This is a genomic window from Streptomyces sp. 351MFTsu5.1, from assembly GCF_000383655.1.
In the GTDB taxonomy this organism is placed as follows: Bacteria; Actinomycetota; Actinomycetes; order Streptomycetales; family Streptomycetaceae; genus Streptomyces; species Streptomyces griseorubiginosus.
Genome location: NZ_KB911789.1, coordinates 215736 through 236684, shown reverse-complemented (window position 1 = coordinate 236684; position 20949 = coordinate 215736). Strand labels below are relative to the sequence as shown.

The following is a 20949-nucleotide window of genomic DNA, read 5'->3' as shown; positions in this document are numbered from 1 at the left end:
CCGCGGTGCCCGGGGGCGCTGTGGCGGTGGAAGGGCCGGGTCACCTGAGGGTGCCCGGCCCTTCGGCGTGCGGTGAGCGTGAGGGGGGTCGCTGCCGGGTGCCCGGCCGGCGGGGCATGGGTGCCTTCAAGGGCTTCCCGGGGTTTCTCCGCGGCCGTCAGTCGTCGTCCGGGCGGGGAGCCCGGGGGCCGCCCAGTTCGACCGCTGTGCAGCGCCAGCGGAGGTCCTGGCCCTGTTCCAGGCGGAAGGCCATGGCGCGCAGCTGGTCGCCGGCGCCGATGCGTGCGAAGGCCTCCACGGCGCCCTGGCGGGGGACGTAGTAGCCGATGTCGCGGACGACGGGGCGGGAGCCGCGGGTGCGCAGGGGGCCGCGTTCGGCCAGCCAGGCCAGTTCGTCGTAGGCACGGCCCGCGGTGTGCCGGAGCATCGAGTGGACGGGGCGCTGACCGCTCAGGACGGCGAGGAGCAGGTCGGCGAAGAGATCGGTGGGGCGGGGGCGGGGGACGGGGACGTGGGGTCGGCGGGGGGTCTGGGGCGGAACGAGAGGGATGCGGTCCGAGGAGACGTCCGAGCGGACGTCCGGGGCGGCGTCGGAGGCCATGTCCGGGGTGGCGGTGAGACGGGTCGTGGGGGACGTGGCGGCTCGCGTGGGGGTGCCCTGGGGGCGGCTGTCCGTGGGCCTCGTGCGGGGGCGGGCGCCGTTGCCGGGGGAGCCCGGCGGGCGGCCGTCGCCCGGGGACGTCCGGGTGGTGCTGCCGCCGGGTGTGCGCGGTGGGCCCCCGGCGGGGCGGCGGGAGTCGTGGCGGGCCGGCGGGCGGGTGCCGGAGCGGTGCTGGGCCCTGGTCATGACCTTGTTCATGGGATCCCCGTTCTGCGGGCCCGGAAAGTACCGGGCGGTAACTTCGTGCTTGGGGATCTTGTACGGGGCCGCTGGCCGCGACGGCAAGGAAGCCGAGAGCCGGGTCGGACGGCAGGAATCTTCACCTATCAGGGTGGTGCGAGGGGGTGGAGGCCCGTGATCACGGGGGTGGGTCGGGTGAATTCCGGGACGGGGGTGGACGCCTCACGGAGTCCGGGCAGGGACTCGAAAGGGGACGCCCGCACGTATCCTGAAGGCCTTCGCGGAGCCCCTCCGACCGCGTTCCACGACCACGTTCTCCGACCACGAAAGCGGCCAGCCATGCGCGTCTACGTCCCCCTGACCCTCCCCGGTCTCGCCGAGGCGTACAAGACGGGTGAGCTGGGGGCCGAGCCGCTCCTCGCCTACGCCGTCACACCCGCCCTGCGTGAGTGGTACCTCTCCGACGACATCGAGGAACTGGAGTACGCGGCACTGAACCGGGCCGCGCTCGCCTCGCTGCGGCTGCTCGCGGCGGACGCCGGGGCCGTGCGGCGCCGGGTCGTGGTGGCCGTCGACGTGGCCGACGGGGCGGCGGTCGCCGACCCCGACCGGGCGCTGGACCCCACGGCGCTCGGGGAGGTGCGGGTCGCCGGGACGGTGAAGCTCGCCAAGGCCGCCGCGGTGCACGTCGACTCCGACGACGCGGAGGAGGACGTCACCGCCGCCGTGGACGCGCTGGCGGCGGCGGACGGCGGGGACGATGACGCGCAGTTCGTCGTGGACGGGGCCGAGGACCACGAACTGCTGTGGTACGCGACGCAGGAGATTCCCCACCTGGTCGGATGGGGCGGCTGAGCCCGCTCTCCGGCCGGTTTTGCCCGCTGTGACCTGCTGGTCTCTTGATTGTCAGTGGGGGCGGGTACGTTTTTGGCATGGGGAAGACGACAGGGGCGCACATCGTCTGGGACTGGAACGGCACGCTGTTCCACGACAATGACGCGATCATCGGGGCGACGAACGCGGCGTTCGGCGAGCTGGGGCTGGCGCCGATCACGATGGAGCAGTACCGGGCGCTGTACTGCGTGCCGGTGCCGAAGTTCTACGAGCGGCTGCTGGGGCGGCTGCCCACCGATGCCGAGTGGGAGGTCATGGACGAGACCTTCCATCGGTACTACGCCGAGCACCGGGTGGCGTGCCGGCTGACCGACGGGGCGGTGGAGCTGCTGACGGGGTGGGGGGCGGCCGGGCGCAGCCAGTCGATCCTCAGCATGTACGTGCACGACGAACTGGTGCCGTTGGTGCGCGGGTTCGGGATCGAGGCGCACTTCCTGCGGGTGGACGGGCGGACCGGGCCCTCGGGCGGCAGCAAGGCGGAGCACATGGAGCGGCACCTCGCCGCGCTGGTGGGAGTGGAGGCGGCTCGGACCGTGGTGATCGGGGACGCCGCGGATGATGCCGTGGCGGCGATGCGGGTGGGGGCGCGGGCCGTGCTGTACACCGGGGGGTCGCACAGCAGGGCCAGTCTTGAGGGCGTGGGGGTGCCGGTGGTGGACACCCTGGCGGAGGCGGTGGCGGAGGCCGAGCGAATAGCGGCGTGACGGGTGGGCGCCGGGTGGTGCCGGTGCCAGTGCCGGTCTCTGAGCTGTGCTCGGGGTGCCGTGAGCCCGGGGTGGGTTTCACGCGGCTACGCCGCTGTGCCCTCCGCTGACCGCGACGCCCCTACGTCACCGGTGCCTTCGCCCTGAGGACGCGCAGGAACTCCCTCATCCATGCCGAGTGGTCCGGCCAGGCTCGGGAGGAGACCAGGGTGCCGTCGACCACCACCTCGGCGTCCTGGAATGCCGCGCCGGCGGACTGCATGTCCGGTTCCAGGGCCGGGTACGCCGTGACGCGGCGGCCGCGGAGGCCCTCGACCGCGGCGGTGAGGAGGGGGCCGTGGCAGATCTGGGCGACCGGCTTGTCCGCGTCGAAGAAGGACTTGAGGATCTTGCGGAGCTCGGGGTCGTTGCGGAGGTACTCGGGAGCCCGGCCGCCGGGGATGACGAGGGCGGCGTACTGACCGGCGTCGACCTCGGCGAAAGCCAGGTCGGCTGGCCAGGTGTACCCGGGCTTCTCGGTGTACGTGTCGAAGCCGGGCTCGAAGTCGTGGACGACGAACCGGAGCTGTTTGCGGGCGGGGGCCGCGATGTGGACGTCGTAGCCCTCCTCGCGGAGCCGCTGGTAGGGGTACAGGACCTCCAGTGACTCCGCCGCGTCGCCGGTGACGATCAGGATTTTTGCTGTCATGTCGGCACCGTGCATCCAGGAGACGGGCTTGCCAAGGGGGTGCGCGTCATCGGGGCCACGCCGGTGCGGATGACGGACTCGCGGCCGGTGCCGGGGGAGGGGCCGGACGGTCCGCTGGACGTTGGACGGCCCGTCGGACGGCGTGTCCTGTTACGACGGCTTCGCCCCTTCCGCCCCTGTGCAGACTGTCAAACTTCCACCCCCGGTTTTGTACACATACGGCTCATGACGACCCCCCTGTAAGGAGCGATAGCCTTGGTGGCGTGATCAGCGCGATAGTTCGCGGGGGCGCTGTGGCTCCCGCCCTGCGCCCGGTGCGCACGGAACACCTCCGTGGCCGGGCGGCGGCCGCTGGTCCGCGCGGGCGGGACGGGGTCGCAAGGGCCCTCATGACGCCGCTTACACCCTCGTCAGCGACGCGGCAGAGAGCAGCGTCACACCCGTCGAGCGTGTCGGGAATGGCTGATATCCCCCCGCTCATCTCACCCTGCGGCATAGCGTCGGAGCAGACCGGAGACCCCGGGCCGTGGCGTCGAGCCGCAGGAGAAGAGACCGTACTTCCTTCTACGTCACGCAACGGCGCGCGACAGGAGTCAGAGGACAATGCAGACCAAGCTGGACGAAGCAAAGGCCGAGCTGCTCGAAAGGGCTGCACGGGTAGCTGAGAACAGCCCGGTCGGGGGGCACCTACCGACTGGGACGACCGACGAGGACACTCCCCGCACCCCGGGCACCCCGGACAGCGAGACCGTACTCGCGTTCCTCCAGCGCTACTACCTGCACACCGCCCCGGAAGACCTCGCCGGCCGCGACCCGATCGACGTCTACGGCGCCGCGCTCTCGCACTACCGGCTGGGCGAGACGCGCCCGCAGGGTACGGCCAATGTGCGGGTCCACACGCCGACGGTGGAGGAGAACGGGTGGACGTGCACCCACTCCGTCGTCGAGGTCGTCACCGACGACATGCCCTTCCTCGTCGACTCCGTCACCAACGAGCTGACCCGGCAGGGGCGCGGCATCCATGTCGTGATCCACCCCCAGGTCGTCGTCCGCCGAGACGTCACCGGCAAGCTGATCGAGATCCTCACCGTCCCGCCGGCCGCCCGGGATCTCCCGCACGACGCGCACACCGAGTCCTGGATCCACGTCGAGATCGACCGGGAGACCGACCGCTCCGACCTGAAGCAGATCACCAACGACCTGCTGCGCGTGCTGTCCGACGTCCGCGAGGCCGTCGAGGACTGGGAGAAGATGCGGGACGCGGCCCTGCGGATGGCCGACGAGCTGCCCGCCGAGCCCGTCGCCACCGATCTGCGCGACAGCGAGATCGAGGAGGCCCGCGAGCTGCTGCGCTGGCTGGCCGCCGACCACTTCACCTTCCTCGGCTACCGCGAGTACCAGCTGCGCGAGGACGACTCCCTCGCCGCCGTCCCCGGCACCGGCCTCGGCATCCTGCGCTCCGACCCGCACCACGCCGGGGAGGAGGGCCACCCGGTCAGCCCGTCCTTCGAGCGGCTGCCCGCCGACGCCCGCGCCAAGGCCCGTGAGCACAACCTGCTCGTGCTGACCAAGGCCAACAGCCGGGCGACCGTGCACCGGCCGTCGTACCTCGACTACATCGGCGTCAAGAAGTTCGACGCGGACGGCAATGTCGTCGGCGAGCGGCGCTTCCTCGGTCTGTTCTCCTCCGCCGCGTACACCGAATCGGTGCGCCGGGTTCCGGTCATCCGGCGCAAGGTGGACGAAGTGCTGGAGCGGGCCGGGTTCTCGCCCAACAGCCACGACGGCCGGGACCTGCTCCAGATCCTGGAGACCTACCCGCGCGACGAGCTCTTCCAGACCCCCGCCGACGAGCTGGAGTCCATCGCGACCTCCGTCCTGTACCTCCAGGAGCGGCGCCGGCTGCGCCTGTACCTGCGTCAGGACGAGTACGGCCGCTACTACTCGGCCCTCGTCTACCTGCCCCGCGACCGCTACACCACCGGTGTGCGCCTGAGGATCATCGACATCCTCAAGGAGGAACTCGACGGCACCAGCGTCGACTTCACCGCCTGGAACACCGAGTCGATCCTGTCCCGGCTGCACTTCGTGGTCCGGGTCCCGCAGGGCACCGAGCTGCCGCAGCTCAGCGACGGCGACAAGGAGCGCATCGAGGCCCGCCTGGTCGAGGCCGCCCGCTCCTGGGCCGACGGTTTCGCCGAGGCGCTCAACGCCGAGCTCGGCGAGGAGCGTGCCGCGGAGCTGATCCGCCACTACGGCAACGCCTTCCCCGAGGGCTACAAGGCCGACCACACCCCGCGCTCCGCGGTCGCCGACCTCGTCCACATCGAGAAGCTCGCCGAGGACGAGGACCACGACTTCGCCCTGAGCCTGTACGAACCGGTCGGCGCCGCCCCCGAGGAGCGCCGCTTCAAGATCTACCGCAAGGGCGACGCGATCTCCCTGTCCGCGGTGCTTCCGGTGCTGACCCGGCTCGGCGTCGAGGTCACGGACGAGCGGCCGTACGAACTGCGGTGCGCGGACCGCAGTGTCGCCTGGATCTACGACTTCGGCCTGCGCATGCCCACGTCGCAGAACGGCGGCGACTACCACGGCGACGACGGCCGCGAGCGCTTCCAGGAGGCGTTCGCCGCCACCTGGACCGGCAAGGCGGAGAACGACGGCTTCAACGCCCTGGTGCTGAGCGCCGGGCTCGGCTGGCGTCAGGCGATGGTGCTGCGGGCGTACGCCAAGTACCTGCGCCAGGCGGGCTCGACCTTCTCGCAGGACTACATGGAGGACACCCTCCGCCACAACGTCCACACCACCCGGCTGCTCGTCTCCCTGTTCGAGGCGCGGATGTCGCCGGACCGCCAGCGCGCCGGTCACGAACTGGTCGACGCCCTCCTGGAGGAGCTCGACGCCGCCCTCGACCAGGTCGCGAGCCTGGACGAGGACCGGATCCTCAGGTCCTTCCTGACCGTCATCAAGGCGACCCTGCGCACCAACTTCTTCCAGGAGGCCGCGGGCGGCAAGCCGCACGACTACGTCTCCATGAAGTTCGACCCGCAGGCCATCCCGGACCTGCCGGCCCCGCGCCCGGCGTTCGAGATCTGGGTCTACTCGCCGCGCGTCGAGGGCGTGCACCTGCGCTTCGGCAAGGTCGCGCGCGGTGGCCTGCGCTGGTCCGACCGGCGGGAGGACTTCCGCACCGAGATCCTCGGCCTGGTCAAGGCGCAGATGGTGAAGAACACCGTCATCGTGCCGGTCGGCGCCAAGGGCGGCTTCGTCGCCAAGCAGCTGCCCGACCCGAGCGTGGACCGGGAGGCATGGCTGGCCGAGGGCATCGCCAGCTACAAGGTGTTCATCTCGGCGCTGCTCGACATCACCGACAACATGGTCGCCGGTGAAGTCGTCCCGCCCGCCGACGTCGTACGGCACGACGAGGACGACACCTACCTGGTCGTCGCCGCCGACAAGGGCACCGCCACCTTCTCCGACATCGCCAACGGGGTCGCGGAGTCTTACAACTTCTGGCTCGGCGACGCCTTCGCCTCCGGCGGCTCGGCCGGTTACGACCACAAGGGCATGGGCATCACCGCCCGCGGTGCCTGGGAGTCCGTCAAGCGGCACTTCCGCGAACTGGACCTCGACACCCAGTCCGAGGACTTCACCGTCGTCGGCATCGGTGACATGTCCGGTGACGTGTTCGGCAACGGCATGCTGCTGAGCGAGCACATCCGCCTGGTCGCCGCCTTCGACCACCGGCACATCTTCATCGACCCGAAGCCCGACGCGGCCACCTCCTACGCCGAGCGCCGCCGCGTCTTCGAGCTGCCGAGGTCCAGCTGGGCGGACTACAACGCCGAGCTGATCTCGGCCGGCGGCGGCGTCTTCCCCCGTACCGCCAAGTCCATCCCGGTCAACGCCCACATCCGCGAGTCCCTCGGGATCGAGGACAAGGTCACGAAGATGACCCCGGCCGACCTGATGAAGGCGATCCTCCAGGCGCCGGTGGACCTGCTGTGGAACGGCGGCATCGGCACCTATGTGAAGGCCTCCACCGAGACCCACGCGGACGTCGGCGACAAGGCCAACGACCCGATCCGCGTCGACGGCGCCGACCTGCGCGTCAAGGTCGTCGGAGAGGGCGGCAACCTGGGCCTGACCCAGCTCGGCCGGATCGAGTTCGCGCTGCACGGCGGCAAGATCAACACCGACGCCATCGACAACAGCGCCGGCGTGGACACCTCCGACCACGAGGTGAACATCAAGATCCTGCTCAACGGCCTGGTCACCGAAGGCGACATGACGGTCAAGCAGCGCAACAAGCTGCTCGCCGAGATGACCGACGAGGTCGGCCGCCTGGTGCTGCGCAACAACTACGCGCAGAACACCGCCATCGCCAACGCGCTCGCCCAGTCCAAGGACATGCTCCACGCCCAGCAGCGCTTCATGAAGCACCTGGTGCGCGAGGGCCACCTCGACCGGGCCCTGGAGTTCCTGCCCACCGACCGCCAGATCCGCGAACGCCTCGCCCAGGGACAGGGCCTGACCGGCCCGGAGACCGCCGTCCTGCTGGCGTACACGAAGATCACCGTCGCCGACGAGCTCCTGCACACCGGCCTCCCGGACGACCCGTACCTGCGCACCCTGCTGCACGCGTACTTCCCGACCGCGCTGCGCGAGAAGTTCCCCGAGCACATCGACAGCCACCCGCTGCACCGCGAGATCACCACGACCGTCCTGGTCAACGACACCGTCAACACCGGCGGTACGACCTATCTGCACCGCCTGCGCGAGGAGACCGGCGCCTCCCTGGAGGAGATCGTCCGGGCGCAGACCGTGGCCCGCGCCATCTTCCGCTCCGGTGTGGTGTGGGACGGCGTCGAGGCGCTCGACAACCGGGTCGAGGCGGCCGTGCAGACCCGGATCCGGCTGCACTCGCGGCGCCTGGTCGAACGCGGCACGCGCTGGCTGCTCAACAACCGGCCGCAGCCGCTCCAGCTCGCCGAGACCGTCGAATTCTTCGGCGACCGCGTCGAACTGGTGTGGTCGCAGCTGCCGAAGCTGCTGCGGGGCGCCGACCTGGAGTGGTACCAGAAGATCTACGACGAGCTGACCGGCGCCGGTGTCCCGGACGAACTCGCCACGCGCGTGGCCGGGTTCTCCTCCGCCTTCCCGACACTGGACATCGTCTCGGTGGCCGACCGCATGGGCCGGGACCCGATGGACGTCGCCGATGTCTACTACGACCTCGCCGACCGCCTCCACATCTCCCAGCTCATGGACCGCATCATCGAGCTCCCGCGCGCCGACCGCTGGCAGTCCATGGCCCGCGCGTCGATCCGCGAGGACCTCTACGCGGCCCACTCCGCGCTGACCGCCGACGTGCTCGCGGTGGGCAACGGCACCTCGACCCCCGAACAGCGCTTCAAGGCCTGGGAGGAGAAGAACGCCCCGATCCTCGGCCGGGCGCGCGTCACCCTGGAGGAGATCCAGGGCTCGGACTCCTTCGACCTCGCCAACCTCTCGGTGGCGATGCGCACGATGAGGACGCTGCTGCGCCAGCACTCGTAGCCGTACGACGACGAGGGCGCCCGGGGCGGTGACGTCCCGGGCGCCCTCAGTCGTGCCCCTTCAGGCCGCCTTGGGCGCGGCCTTGTCCGGGCCGCCCGTGAAGTCCTCGTAGGCGGCCAGGACTTCCTCGGTCGGGCCGTCCATGCGCAGTTCGCCGCGCTCCAGCCACAGGACGCGGTCGCAGGTGTCGCGGATGGACTTGTTGCTGTGGCTGACCAGGAACACCGTGCCCGCGTGCTTGCGCAGTTCGCGGATGCGGTCCTCGGAGCGCTTCTGGAAGGAGCGGTCGCCGGTCGCGAGCGCCTCGTCGATCAGCAGCACGTCGTGGTCCTTGGCGGCGGCGATGGAGAAGCGCAGGCGGGCCGCCATGCCGGAGGAGTAGGTGCGCATCGGGAGGGTGATGAAGTCGCCCTTCTCGTTGATGCCGGAGAAGTCGACGATCTCCTGGTAGCGGTCCCTGACCTGCTCGCGGGACATGCCCATGGCGAGGCCGCCGAGGTGGACGTTGCGCTCGCCCGTGAGGTCGTTCATCAGGGCCGCGTTGACGCCGAGCAGGGAGGGCTGGCCGTCGGTGTAGATGCGGCCGTTCTCCACCGGGAGCAGGCCCGCGACCGCCTTGAGCAGAGTCGACTTGCCGGAGCCGTTGGTGCCGATCAGGCCGATGGCCTCGCCCTTGTACGCGACGAAGGAGACGTTCTTGACGGCGTGCACCTTGCGGACGCCCGCCGCCTTCTCGGCCTGGCCCCTGCGCAGCATGCGGTTGAGGGCGGCGGTGGCGGAGCCCTTGCCGGCGCCGGTGCCGTTGACGCGGTAGACGATGTCGACGCCGTCGACGACGACGGTGGGGATCAGCTCGTTCTCGATGTCAGCCACGGCCGTACGTCTCCTCAGCCTTCCAGAAGTAGATGAAGCCGCCGATGCCGGCGACCAGCGCCCAGCCCGCCGCGATCGGCCACACGTGATGCGGCAGCTGGCTGGAGTGGAAGCTGTCGATCAGGGCGTAGCGCATCAGGTCGATGTAGACGGCGGCCGGATTGGCCTGGAGGACCGGGACCACCCAGTGCGGCCAGTCGTGGTGGCCCTTGGCCAGCTTGTCGATGCTCCACATCACGCCGGACACGTACATCCACGTGCGCAGGATGAACGGCATCAGCTGGGCGATGTCGGGCGTCTTGGCGCCCATCCGCGCCATGACCATGGAGACACCGGCGTTGAAGGTGAACTGGAGGACCAGCGCCGGGATCGCCAGCAGCCAGGACGCGCTGACCGGCACGCCGAAGCAGAGCAGGATGACGACCAGCGCGCCGATCGAGAACAGCAGCTGCTGGAGCTGCTGGAGGCAGAACGAGATGGGCAGCGCGGCCCGCGGGAAGTGCAGCGCCCGCACCAGGCCCAGGTTGCCCGAGATGGCGCGGGTGCCCGCCAGGATCGAGCTCTGGGTGAACGTCCAGATGAACACGCCCGTCACCAGGAACGGGATGTAGTCCGGCACGCCCTTCTTGGTGCCCAGCAGCACACCGAAGATGAAGAAGTAGACCGCCGCGTTCAGCAGGGGGTTCATCACCTGCCAGACCTGGCCCAGCTTCGCCTGGCTGTACTGCGCGGTGAGCTTGGCGGTGGCGAACGCGGTGATGAAGTGCCGCCGCGCCCACAGCTCTCGGACGTACACGGGCAGGGAGGGACGGGCACCGCTGACCGCGAGGCCGTGACGGGCGGCAAGGGCCGCGAGGTCGCCGTCGGCCGGGGCCGCTGTGGGGGGCGGTGTGTCGAGGACCTGGCTCACATCCGCTGCTTTCGCTCGGGGGGTGGGGTGGTGCGTCGGTGCGTGGTGTTTGTGCGGCGGGTGGGTCCGGCACCCGATGTTTTCTTACGTGACTCTTTACGTTCTCTTACGTCGGGACGGGACCGTATCGTCGCAACGTGAGCGTAGGACGAGTGAGCGTCGGAACGCAACCGTTTCGTCGTGACCTCGCGCGTGAGGACGCAACCGTTTCGTCGTGACCGCATGCGTCGGAACGAGTCCGTTTCGTCGCTACGCCCTATGCTGGTCCGCATGACGACCAACGCCGACGCGCCGCAGACCCGTCCGCGCCGCCGTGCCCCGGCCGGAGCCGCCGTTCTCCGCGAGGACGTGACGGAAGCCATCCGGGCGGCCGTCTTCGAGGAGCTCGCGGCCGTCGGGTACGCGCGGATGTCGATCGAGGGCATCGCGCGCCGCGCGGGCGTCGGCAAGACCGCGGTCTACCGCCGCTGGCGTTCCAAGCTGCACCTGGTCCTCGACGTCGTCTCGGAGATCGCGGTGATGGGCCTGCCGGTGCCGGACACGGGCTCGCTCCAGGACGACCTGCGGATGCTGTACGAGGTCACGTCGAGGGCGCTGCGGCACCCCGTGGCCTCGCAGATCCTCCCGGACCTCCAGGCCGAGGCGGCCCGTAACCCCGAGATCGCCGAAGCCCTCCAGAACGCCTTGCAGAAGGGCCAGGAGGGCGTCGCCAGCAAGATCATCGTGGCGGCGGAGCAACGCGGTGAGATCAGGCCCGGCCTCAACGACGAACTGGCCCTCGACCTGATCTCGGGCCCTCTGTACTGGCGTTCCGTGGTGATCCGCAGCCCGAAGCTGCCCAAGGGCTACCTCGCGGCGCTGGCGCACGCGACCACGGAGGCGTTGAAGGCGCTCTGAGCGCTGCGCCGGGCGGCCCGTGTCCCTACGGGGGCGAGGGTCTGGCGAGGGCGCAAGGCCACCACTCGCGCGCGTCACTGCGGATGCCCCACCCCGACCCCGTCCCGCGGGCTCTGTGGCAGCCGGCCCGCGCTCTCGAGTCCGCTGCTCGCGCGGGTGTCGGTCACCATCGTCGGCCCCGGTCGGATCGCGAACGCGCCCCGTGACCTGAGACGGGCCGTCGGCGGATTGAGCCGTCCGCCGAGCTCGCCGCTCCAGTCGAGTCTCCCGTCACCAGCCGATCCGCGCCGCCACCGGCAGATGGTCGCTCCCCGTGGCCGGCAGCAGCCACGCGCTTTTCGGCTCCACCCCGCGGACCAGGATCTGGTCGATCCGCGCGACCGGGAAGCGCGCGGGCCAGCTGAAGCCGAACCCGGCCCCGGCCACGTCCTGAGCCGAGCGCAGCCGGGAGGTGAGGCCGTCGAAGGCCCGGTCGTCCGTGGTGCCGTTGAAGTCACCGAGCACCAGGACCCGCTTGTCGTGCTCGGCGGCGACGGCCGCGGCGAGCTTGGTCGCACCCGCGTCCCGCGAGTCCGTCCAGAAACCGGACCCGGCCGTCACCCGCACGGATCCCAGATGCGCCACGTACACCGCCAAGGGCCCCTTCCCGGTGGCCACCGTGGTGCGCAGCGCACGGGGCGGTTCCACCGGCATGTCCTCGGGCCGCAGCGTCTCGGCCAGGGGGCCGGCCATGCCCCGCAGGACGTCGACCGGCCGGGTGTCCGACAGCGGCAGCCTGCTCCACAGCCCGACCGTGCCCCGCACGACGTGGTGCGGGTACGCCTTCGCGAGCGCCTTCTCGTACGTGCCCCTGGCCCGGTCGGTGAGCTCCTCCAGCGCCAGCAGATCCGCGCCGGAGGCGGCCAGTTCGCGGGCGGTGCCGACCGGGTCGCGGTTCTCCGCGGCGACATTGTGGCTGACCACGGTGAGGTCACCGCCCTCCTGGGACCGGTCGCCGAGCAGCCCGCCGAAGAGGTGCAGCCACATCGTGACCGGCAGCAGCAGCGCGACGAGCGCGGTGGCGGAGCGTCGCAGCAGGGCCCCGGCCAGCAGGACCGGCACGAACAGGCCGAACCAGGGCAGGAAGGTCTCCACCAGACTGCCGAGCCCGGCGCGGTCCGTGAGCGTCCCGTGCAGCGGCAGCAGCAGACCGAGCAGCAGCGCGCACACCGTGAGGACGGGGCCGCGCCGCCACGGGCCGGTTCGGGAACCGCCCTCGGGCAGCCGGGAGTCTCCCTCGGGCCGCCGCTGCTTCGCCGCTGCGACGGCCGGCCGGACCTCGTCGAGGAGTCGGCGGACCCGACCGGGCGTCGCTGGTGCTGAGGGCTGGGTTCGAGGCATACCGGAAGTGAAGACGGCTGGGTGTTGCCGGCGCGTATGCGATTTTCGATACGCGGACGACATGTGGCGGCTCGTGGCGTCGGCGCATGCGCGACGGCACGCTCACGCCCGCCCCGCCCCCGGGTGCAGCCGCACCCACCCCTCCCAGGCCGAAGTGATCATGTCCTGGACGTCGTGCTTGGCCTTCCAGCCGAGTTCGGTCGCCGCCAGGTCGCAGGAGGCCACGACCAGGGCCGGGTCACCGGGGCGGCGGGGGGCGACGGCCGGGGGACGGTCGTGACCGGTGAGGGCGTTGATGCGGTCGATCATCTCGCGCACGGAGACGCCCTCGCCGCGCCCGATGTTGACGGTGAGGTCGCGGCCGGGGGACGACTGGAGGGCGCGCGTGGCGGCCACATGGGCCTCGGCGAGGTCGCTGACGTGGATGTAGTCGCGCACGCAGGTGCCGTCGGGGGTGTCGTAGTCGTCGCCGAAGATGCGGGGCGCGGCGTTCTCCGTGAGCTTCTCGAAGACCATCGGGATCAGGTTGAAGACGCCCGTGTCGGCCAGCTCGGGGGCCGCGGCGCCCGCCACGTTGAAGTAGCGCAGGGACGCCGTGGACAGGCCCGTCGCGCGGCCCGTGGCACGCACCAGCCACTCCCCGGCCAGCTTGGTCTCGCCGTACGGGGACACCGGCGCGCACGGGGTCTGCTCGGTCACCAGCGGGACGTCGGGCGTGCCGTAGACGGCCGCCGAGGACGAGAAGACGAAGGAGGGGACCCGCGCGGTCGTCACCGCCTCCAGGAGGACGCGCAGACCCTCGACGTTCTCCCGGTAGTAGTGCAGGGGACGGTCCACCGACTCGCCCACCTGTTTCCTCGCCGCCAGATGGACCACCCCCGTGACCTCGTGGTCGGCGAGGGTGTGCGCGACCCGTTCGGCGTCCAGCGTGGAGCCCACCACCAGCGGCACGTCCTCCGGCACCCGCTCGGCGATGCCGGTGGACAGGTCGTCGTACACGACCGCCTGCTCGCCCGCCCCGGTCATCGCCCTCACGACGTGCGCCCCGATGTAGCCGGCGCCGCCGGTGATCAGCCAGGTCATGTACGGCCGTCCCCTCGTCGGTTGCCTCGTGTCCGCGTGTCCGTGTTCGTGTCCGCGTGTCCGCGTCCGCGTATCAGTGAAGCAGGCGCTCGGGCTCGGGCGTACGCACGCCGGGGACGGGCCGGGGGGCCGTCGTCGAGCGCCACACGCGCGTGAAGGACAGCACGGCGGCCGCGCCCAGGAGCCCGTTGCGCAGGACCATCAGCGCGCAGCCCGTCCAGGTGGCGGCCGCGACCTGGTCGTACAGGACTGGAAACACCACGGCGCTGACCGCCGTCGCCGCCACGACCAGCGCGGCGACCGGCCGCTGGGTGGTGTGCCGGGACGTCAGGCACACGGCGGCCAGGCCCAGCAGCCAGATCATGTACTGCGGGCTGATCACCCGGCTGGTCACGGTGAACAGCAGCACGGCCGACAGGGCCGCGTCGTACGGCGTGGCCTCGCCCCAGCGCCGGGCCCTGGCCCGCCACAGCAGCACCAGACCGAGCGCCACGACCGTCAGCGCGAGCGAGGCGTGCGCGACCGTGGAGACGTACGGCCCCGTGTACTCCAGCGCCCCGTACCGGTACCGCACCTTCCCCGGCCAGCCCGCGTGCCGTGCCAGGGCGAGGAGGGTGCCGCCGAAGGACTCGACCTGCACGCCCCGGCCGCCCTGCTGGCGCAGGAACGCGAAGGGATGGTCGAAGAGGGTCACGAGGAGCGCGAGCACGGTCGTGCCGGTCACCGCGGCCGCGGTCCAGGCCGACCGGGTCGCCCGCCCCCGGGGAAGGCCCGTCAGCAGCAGGACCGGCCACACCTTGACCAGGGCGCCGAGTGCCGCGAGCGCCCCGCACGCGCGCGTGGAGCGCGTCGACGCCAGCAGGGCGAGCACCGCGAGGGCGGTGACCTGGACGTCGTAGCGGGCGAGCGGGAGGTGCAGGAGGAGCGGCAGGCCGCCGATCCAGACGCAGGCGCCGAGCAGGGTGCGGCCGGGGCGGGTGCCCGCGCGGGTGAGCGCGACGGCGACGGCCGCGTCCGCGGCGAGGGTGAGCGTGACGAAGGCCTGGAAGTACGTCAGGCCCGGCAGCAGCGCAGGGGAGAGGAGGAGCGGTCCCGCGCCCGGCGGGTACTGCCAGAGCGTGTCGCGCACGGGGTACGCGCCGTGCGCGAGGACCCCGTACCAGTGGTGGTAGAGCTGCCAGACCTCGCGTCCCACGGCGTCCCACCCGCGCAGGGTGAGCAGCCACAGCATCAGGGCCCGGGTGGCGAGCCAGACGGCGGCCAGGGCGGCACGGGGATGTCTCATCAGGGCGGATCGTAGGCGGGCATATGCCGCGCAAGCCCTAAAGCGCCGCTAGTTTTCGGTAAGTGTCCGTTTCGGTGAGCGTCAATGGCTCTCGGCGGCTTCGCTCTGTGCCGCCGCGTCCAGCATCGAGGTGAGCTGGTCCAGGCGAGTGCGCAGGTCGCGGATCTCGTCGACGTCGCAGCCGGTCGCGGCGGCGATCCGGCGGGGCACCTGGAGCGCGTGCTCCCGCAATGCCGTGCCCTCGTCGGTGAGGCGCACCTCGACCGAGCGTTCGTCGCGCGTGCTGCGCTCCCGGCGCACCAGGCCGGCCGCCTCCAGTCGTTTGAGCAGGGGGGACAGGGTGCCGGAGTCCAGGCGCAGGTGTTCGCCGAGCGCCTTCACCGGCAGGTCGCCGTGCTCCCACAGCACGAGCATCACCAGGTACTGGGGGTAGGTGAGCCCCAGGTCCTTGAGGATCACGCGGTAGACGCCGTTGAAGGCGCGGGAGGCGGCGTGCAGGGAGAAGCAGATCTGCTGGTCGAGCCGGAGCCAGTCGGTCGCGGGCGTGGTCATGTCCTCAAGGGTAGCTCTTACCCGCGATTTAGTTGTGCACAACTAAATTGTGTGCTCTACTTATGGCAACGACAAGGACTCACCCCCCAAGGGACGGATTTCCATGGACGCGCTCTACACCGCAGTCGCCACCGCCACCCACGGCCGTGACGGTCGTGCCGTCTCCAGCGACGGCAAGATCGACCTCAAGCTGGCCCCGCCGGTGGAGCTGGGCGGCAACGGAGAGGGCACCAACCCCGAGCAGCTGTTCGCCGCCGGTTACGCCGCCTGCTTCGGCAGCGCCCTCGGTCTCGTCGGCCGCCAGGCCAAGGTGGACGTCAGCGACGCCGCCGTCACCGCCGAGGTCGGCATAGGCAAGCAGGGCGAGGGCTTCGGCCTCAAGGTCGCGCTGCGCGTCGAACTGCCCGACACCGTGGACGCGGAGACCGGCCGCAAGCTCGTCGAGACGGCCCACCAGGTCTGCCCCTACTCCAACGCCACCCGCGGCAACATCGAGGTCGAGCTCGTCATCGAGTAACCCCGCACCGAAGCAGCGCTCAGGCGCCCGGCCGTCCGGCCGGGCGCCACGTCGTCGGCCGGCTCGGCGTGGGCCGGGACGAACTGGACGGCATGGGCCCTCCTAAAGGGTCTCGGTGAGGGGTGTCTCCCTGACGGTGTTCTCCCCCGTCGCGGGACGCGGCACGCTGGTCAGGGGCGCACGCCCCGCCGCGGCCGCCGCCGACGGCACCGGATGACGCTCCGTCGGCGGGATCACCGGCGGCGACTGCGGCTCGCCCAGCACCACATGGCGTACGACCCGTTCGGCGGCGCGGCCGTCGTCGTACGGGCAGAACCGCTCGCGGAACGCCGAGCGCAGCTGGGTGGAGCGGGAGCCGCGCCAGTGCCCGGAGGCGAAGATGTCGATCAGCTCGTCCTCGCTGCGCGCGATCGCGCCCGGCGCGAAGGACCGCAGGTCGACGTAGGTGCCCCGGGCCGCCTCGAAGGCCTCGCGGTCGTCGGCGTGGATCACGATCGGACGGTCGAGGCCCGCGTAGTCGAACATCAGGGACGAGTAGTCGGTCACCAGGGCGTCCGAGGCCAGGCACAGGGACTCCACGCTCGGATGGTCGCTGACGTCGATGACTCGGGGCGTCGGGACCGGGACGAGCGGGCCGCCGTGCCGGTGGTGGGCACGGGCCAGCACGACGTAGCCGGGACCCAGGCGGCGCAGCAGCCGCTCCAGGTCCAGCCGCAGGTGCTGGGTGCGCCGGTAGTCGCGGTGGGTGGGCGCGTACAGGATCGCGACCGTGCCCTCGGGCACGCCGAGCGACTCGCGCAGCCGCCGTACGTCCTCCGAAGTCGCCCGCTGGAACACGTCGTTGCGGGGCTGGCCGTAGGGAAGCACCGTGTAGCGGCCGGGGTGGACCCGCTCCCAGGTGAGGGAGGCGTGGCGGTTGGGGGACAGCACGTAGTCCCACTGGCCGACGCCCCTCAGCAGGGCGGCGAAGTCCATGTCGCGTGCCGCCGCCGGGCGTTCCTGGAGGTCCAGGCCCATGTGCTTGAGCGGGGTGCCGTGGTGGGTCTGCACGAGGACCTGGCCCGGGCGCTTGACCAGGCGGTGGTCGAAGTCGGTGTTGTGCACGAGGTACTTGGAGCGGGCGAGCGCCGTCCAGTAGGCGGCCGTGTCCGGGGTGATGCGCCGGGTCGCCGTCGGGATCGTGTGGTGGTGCTCGGGGGCGGCGACCCACGCGGTGCGGATGTGCGGTGCGAGGGTGCGGAACGCCTCCTCCAGCGCACCGGGGTTGCAGCCGTGGCCGCGGCCACCGTACGCGGCGAACAGGGCGCGGTCTGCCCGGACGGGCAGGCGCAGCTGGACGCGGTAGTGCAGCCGCAGGGCCGCCGCACGCAGGGCCGTCGCGAGCCGTACGGTGGGCCGGGCGATCCGCCGGCCGAGCAACTGGCCCGCTTTCAGGGCCCGGTGGGTGCGGTACAGGTTCAGGCGGATCGTGGTGTGACGCAGCCGGGAGCCCACCGGAGCCGGATGGCCCGGGGTGCGGTGCGCACGGTAGTGGTCGCGGGCCCGCCGCAGGAACTCGGCGCGGGTGTCCCGCGGCAGACGGCCCCGCCCGCTGAACACCGCCCACAGGTCGTCCACCATGCGGCGGAACAACACCGGCCGCCACTGGGCGAGTTCGGGACGCGTGTCGACGTACCCGAAGACCCTGTCGTACTGGTCGAGGACGTCGAAGTCCGCTCGCCCGGACAGCGCGGGGACGCTGCGCTGCCGGTGGTGGACGCAGACCCGCTCCAGGGTGGCGATGGACTCGGCCGCCATCAGGACCGGGTAGGTCCAGGGCAGGTCCGTGTGCCTCCCGGGCGGGAAGGCGAAGCCGCCGTCGCCGACGAACTCCCTGCGGCACACCTTGTTCCAGGCCGAGGCCCGCACCCGCAGCAGCCCCGGCCGGTCCTCCAGACGGAACGGCGCCGGACCCTGCTCGGTGAGCACGCCCGCGAACGGGTCGGGGACGATCTCGCCCGTCCACGGCACGAGCGCATGGCCGTGGACCAGGACGTCCGGCTCGCCCGTCTCCTTCAGCCGGTCGGCGATCGACCGCAGCGCGTGCCGGGTGAGGGTGTCGTCGCCGTCGAGGAACACCAGGTAGTCACCCGTGGCCTCGGCGATCCCCGCGTTGCGGGCGGACCCGAGGCCCTCGTTGCGGATACGGCGGACCACCCGGACCCGCGAGTCACGGGCCGCGAACTCGTCGGCGATCTCACCGCACGCGTCCGGGGAGCGGTCGTCGACCACGATCAGCTCCAGATCGTCGTACGACTGCGACAGCACCGACTCCAGGCAGGCGGGCAGATACGCCTGCACCTGGTACGCGGGGACGATGACACTGAACCTGGGCACGGCACATCCAAGAGTCGGCGCGGGAGTTCTGCCCGGGAACGCACCATGCACGCCCTTGGTTACGGTCCGTACGGCATCCGGGCGAACGCGAAGGAGGCGGGCCGGTGTCGGCCCGCCCCCAACTCGGCTGTCGTACCGGCTACTTGACCGCGCCCGCCATCACTCCGGACACGAACTGCCGCTGGAACGCGAAGAACACGATCAGCGGAATCACCATCGAGATGAACGCGCCCGGCGCCAGGATGTCGACGTTGGCGGCGAAGGCGCGCACCTGGGTCTGGAGCGCGACCGTGATCGGCTGGCTGTCGGCGTCCGTGAACACCAGCGCGATCAGCATGTCGTTCCACACCCACAGGAACTGGAAGATGCCGAGGCTCGCGATCGCGGGCGCGCCGAGCGGCAGCACCACCCGTGCGAACAGGCGCAGTTCGCCCGCCCCGTCGAGCCTGGCGGCCTCCAGGAGTTCGCGCGGGATCTCGGCGAAGAAGTTCCGCAGCAGGAACACCGCGAACGGCAGTCCGAACCCCGTGTGGAACAGGACCACACCGAAGATGTTGCCGAACAGGCCGATCTTGCCGAAGAGTTCGGCGATCGGGATCAGCGCCACCTGCACCGGCACCACCAGCAGACCGACCACGGCCATGAACCACCAGTCGCGGCCCGGGAACTCCATCCACGCGAACGCGTAGCCCGCGAGCGCACCGATGACGATCACCAGGAGCGTCGCCGGCACCGTGATCAGGATGGTGTTGAGGATGGAGTTGGTGATGTCGCTGTTGTGCAGGAGCTTGTCGTAGCTGTCCAGGGTGAGCTGGGACGGCTTGGTGAACACCGTCCACCAGCCGCTCGTGGCCATGTCCCCGGGGCTGCGCAGCGAGGAGATCAGCAGACCGAGCGTCGGCACCAGCCAGAACAGGCCGACGAGCACGAGCAGGACGCTGATCACGCCTGAGCTGACCCGCTCGACCAGCCGTGAGCCGAGGGACCGCTTCGCCTTCGTGTCTCCCGCCGACGCCGTCTCCGGAAGCCTCTCGGCATGGGTCGTCATCGCCGCACCTCCCGCCTGAGCCGCCGGATGTTGAACCAGATCACCGGGATCACGAGCAGCAGCAGGAACACCGAGATGGCGCTCGCGATGCCCGGCTGGTCCTCGGAGAAGCCCTTGCGGTACAGCTCCAGCGCGAGGACGTTCGCGTCGTCCTGCGAGGAGCCCGGGGCGATGATGTAGACCAGGTCGAAGATCTTCAGGACGTTGATCATCAGGGTCACGGTGACCACCGCGAGGACCGGCGCGAGCAGCGGCACCGTGACCCTGCGGAACACCTGCCACTCGCTCGCCCCGTCCACCCGGGCCGCCTCCAGGAGCTCCCGGGGGATGCCCGCGAGCCCGGCCGCGATCAGCACCATCGCGAAACCGGCCCACATCCAGATGTACGACCCGATGATGGACGGGGTCACCAGCGACGGGCCGAGCCAGTCGACCCCGTTGTAGGGCTCCCTGAAGTTGCTGGCGGGCAGCCGGAGTTGGGCGCCGTTCGCCTTCTCCGAGAAGGAGAACGTGCCGTCGTCGCCCGCCTTCACCGTCTCGACGACCTTGCCGTCCCTGACCGCCTCGACCTTCATGCCGGGGTAGCCGAGCTCGCTCGGGTCGACCCCGCCGAGCGTGCCGACGCCCTTGCCGCGGGTGAAGTCCTGCCAGGTGGTCCCGGTGATCCGGCCCGGGTCCGCCTGGGGCGCCACGGCCTTCTTGGCGTCACCGGGCATCTGGTCGGGGGCGACACCGACGAGGGGCAGCGTGACCGTGCCGCCGGTGTGGACCGTGGCCTTGGTGATGAAGCCGCCGCCCTGGGCCACCAGGGGCGAGTCGCGGCCCGGGTGCGCCTTCGGGAACGCCGAGGACTGCGCGAACGTGTCGTGCACGCCCACCCACACCGCGTTCGCGAACCCCTTGTCCGGGTCCTGGTCGTAGACGAGGCGGAAGATGATGCCCGCCGCCAGCATCGAGATCGCCATCGGCATGAAGACGAGCAGCTTGAACGCCGTGCCCCAGCGGATCCGTTCGGTCAGCACCGCGAAGATCAGGCCGAGCGCGGTGGAGATCGTCGGCGCGAACACCACCCAGATGACGTTGTTCTTCAGGGCGGTGCGGATGCCGTCGTCGGTGAACAGCGCCTTGTAGTTGTCGAACCCGGCGAAGCCGTCACCGGACTGGTTGTAGAAGCTGCGGACGAGCGAGTACCCGATCGGGTAGACCACGAGCGCGCCCAGCAGCACTAGGGCGGGCAGCAGGAACAGCACTGCCACGGTCCTGCGCGTGCCGGTCACGCTCTTGCGCGACTTGGGAGAGGCAGGGGCCGGTGGGACCCCTGCCTCGGTGGCCGACGTCATCG

The 20949-nt window shown here is 71.1% G+C and carries 16 protein-coding genes; 5 read left to right on the top strand and 11 right to left on the bottom strand.

The genetic code is table 11. From position 1 onward, the window contains the following. Positions 1-157: 157 nt before the first annotated feature. Positions 158-859: an Rv3235 family protein gene (locus H295_RS0130170; RefSeq protein WP_020139074.1), complete on the bottom strand. Its 702-nt coding sequence runs from the start codon at positions 857-859 to the stop codon at positions 158-160. Between the two features lie 321 nt (positions 860-1180). Here H295_RS0130170 and H295_RS0130165 point away from each other — a divergent pair, with 321 nt between their 5' ends. Then, positions 1181-1696, top strand: a complete 516-nt coding sequence (locus H295_RS0130165) for a DUF6912 family protein (RefSeq protein ID WP_020139073.1) — start codon at positions 1181-1183, stop codon at positions 1694-1696. A gap of 77 nt (positions 1697-1773) precedes the next feature. After that, positions 1774-2439 (top strand): HAD family hydrolase, encoded by a 666-nt coding sequence (locus H295_RS0130160; protein WP_020139072.1) that lies wholly within the window; start codon positions 1774-1776, stop codon positions 2437-2439. A 121-nt stretch (positions 2440-2560) separates the two neighbouring features. Here H295_RS0130160 and H295_RS0130155 read toward each other — a convergent pair whose 3' ends face one another. Beyond that, on the bottom strand, positions 2561-3127 hold the full coding sequence (locus H295_RS0130155) for a DJ-1/PfpI family protein (protein ID WP_028809878.1): 567 nt from the start codon (positions 3125-3127) through the stop codon (positions 2561-2563). Between the two features lie 603 nt (positions 3128-3730). On the opposite strand from H295_RS0130155, the gene H295_RS0130150 reads away from it, so the two are divergent. Next, the gene (locus H295_RS0130150; RefSeq protein WP_020139070.1) at positions 3731-8686 is read left to right on the top strand and encodes an NAD-glutamate dehydrogenase; all 4956 of its coding nucleotides are present in this window, start codon (positions 3731-3733) and stop codon (positions 8684-8686) included. Positions 8687-8746: 60 nt separating this feature from the next. Here H295_RS0130150 and H295_RS0130145 read toward each other — a convergent pair whose 3' ends face one another. Then, positions 8747-9559 (bottom strand): ABC transporter ATP-binding protein, encoded by an 813-nt coding sequence (locus H295_RS0130145; protein WP_020139069.1) that lies wholly within the window; start codon positions 9557-9559, stop codon positions 8747-8749. After that, positions 9552-10469 carry an ABC transporter permease gene (locus H295_RS0130140; RefSeq protein ID WP_020139068.1) on the bottom strand — a complete coding sequence of 306 codons (918 nt, stop codon included), beginning with the start codon at positions 10467-10469 and terminating at the stop codon, positions 9552-9554. The genes H295_RS0130145 and H295_RS0130140 overlap by 8 nt, the downstream gene beginning before the upstream one ends. 258 nt (positions 10470-10727) lie before the next feature. On the opposite strand from H295_RS0130140, the gene H295_RS0130135 reads away from it, so the two are divergent. Continuing rightward, positions 10728-11366 (top strand): TetR/AcrR family transcriptional regulator, encoded by a 639-nt coding sequence (locus H295_RS0130135; RefSeq protein ID WP_020139067.1) that lies wholly within the window; start codon positions 10728-10730, stop codon positions 11364-11366. Positions 11367-11636: 270 nt separating this feature from the next. Here the strand turns inward: H295_RS0130135 and H295_RS0130130 are convergent, their stop codons facing one another. From H295_RS0130130 to H295_RS0130115, 4 genes are all read right to left on the bottom strand, one after another. Continuing rightward, positions 11637-12746: an endonuclease/exonuclease/phosphatase family protein gene (locus tag H295_RS0130130; RefSeq protein ID WP_078616780.1), complete on the bottom strand. Its 1110-nt coding sequence runs from the start codon at positions 12744-12746 to the stop codon at positions 11637-11639. 102 nt (positions 12747-12848) lie between these two features. Beyond that, on the bottom strand, positions 12849-13829 hold the full coding sequence (galE, locus tag H295_RS0130125; RefSeq protein WP_020139065.1) for a UDP-glucose 4-epimerase GalE: 981 nt from the start codon (positions 13827-13829) through the stop codon (positions 12849-12851). A gap of 73 nt (positions 13830-13902) precedes the next feature. After that, on the bottom strand, positions 13903-15114 hold the full coding sequence (locus H295_RS0130120) for a glycosyltransferase 87 family protein (RefSeq protein WP_020139064.1): 1212 nt from the start codon (positions 15112-15114) through the stop codon (positions 13903-13905). Positions 15115-15195: 81 nt separating this feature from the next. Continuing rightward, complete coding sequence (locus tag H295_RS0130115; RefSeq protein ID WP_020139063.1) at positions 15196-15666, bottom strand: MarR family winged helix-turn-helix transcriptional regulator; 471 nt, start codon at positions 15664-15666, stop codon at positions 15196-15198. A 103-nt stretch (positions 15667-15769) separates the two neighbouring features. On the opposite strand from H295_RS0130115, the gene H295_RS0130110 reads away from it, so the two are divergent. After that, positions 15770-16183 (top strand): organic hydroperoxide resistance protein, encoded by a 414-nt coding sequence (locus H295_RS0130110; protein ID WP_020139062.1) that lies wholly within the window; start codon positions 15770-15772, stop codon positions 16181-16183. Positions 16184-16285: 102 nt separating this feature from the next. Here the strand turns inward: H295_RS0130110 and H295_RS0130105 are convergent, their stop codons facing one another. The 3 genes from H295_RS0130105 to H295_RS0130095 all read right to left on the bottom strand — a co-directional run bounded on the left by H295_RS0130105 (position 16286) and on the right by H295_RS0130095 (position 20947). Then, a complete protein-coding gene (locus H295_RS0130105; protein WP_020139061.1) occupies positions 16286-18559 on the bottom strand; it encodes a bifunctional glycosyltransferase/CDP-glycerol:glycerophosphate glycerophosphotransferase in 2274 nt (757 codons plus the stop codon). A gap of 139 nt (positions 18560-18698) precedes the next feature. After that, positions 18699-19607 carry a carbohydrate ABC transporter permease gene (locus H295_RS0130100; protein ID WP_020139060.1) on the bottom strand — a complete coding sequence of 303 codons (909 nt, stop codon included), beginning with the start codon at positions 19605-19607 and terminating at the stop codon, positions 18699-18701. Continuing rightward, on the bottom strand, positions 19604-20947 hold the full coding sequence (locus tag H295_RS0130095; protein WP_028809877.1) for a carbohydrate ABC transporter permease: 1344 nt from the start codon (positions 20945-20947) through the stop codon (positions 19604-19606). The genes H295_RS0130100 and H295_RS0130095 overlap by 4 nt, the downstream gene beginning before the upstream one ends. Positions 20948-20949 lie beyond the last annotated feature (2 nt).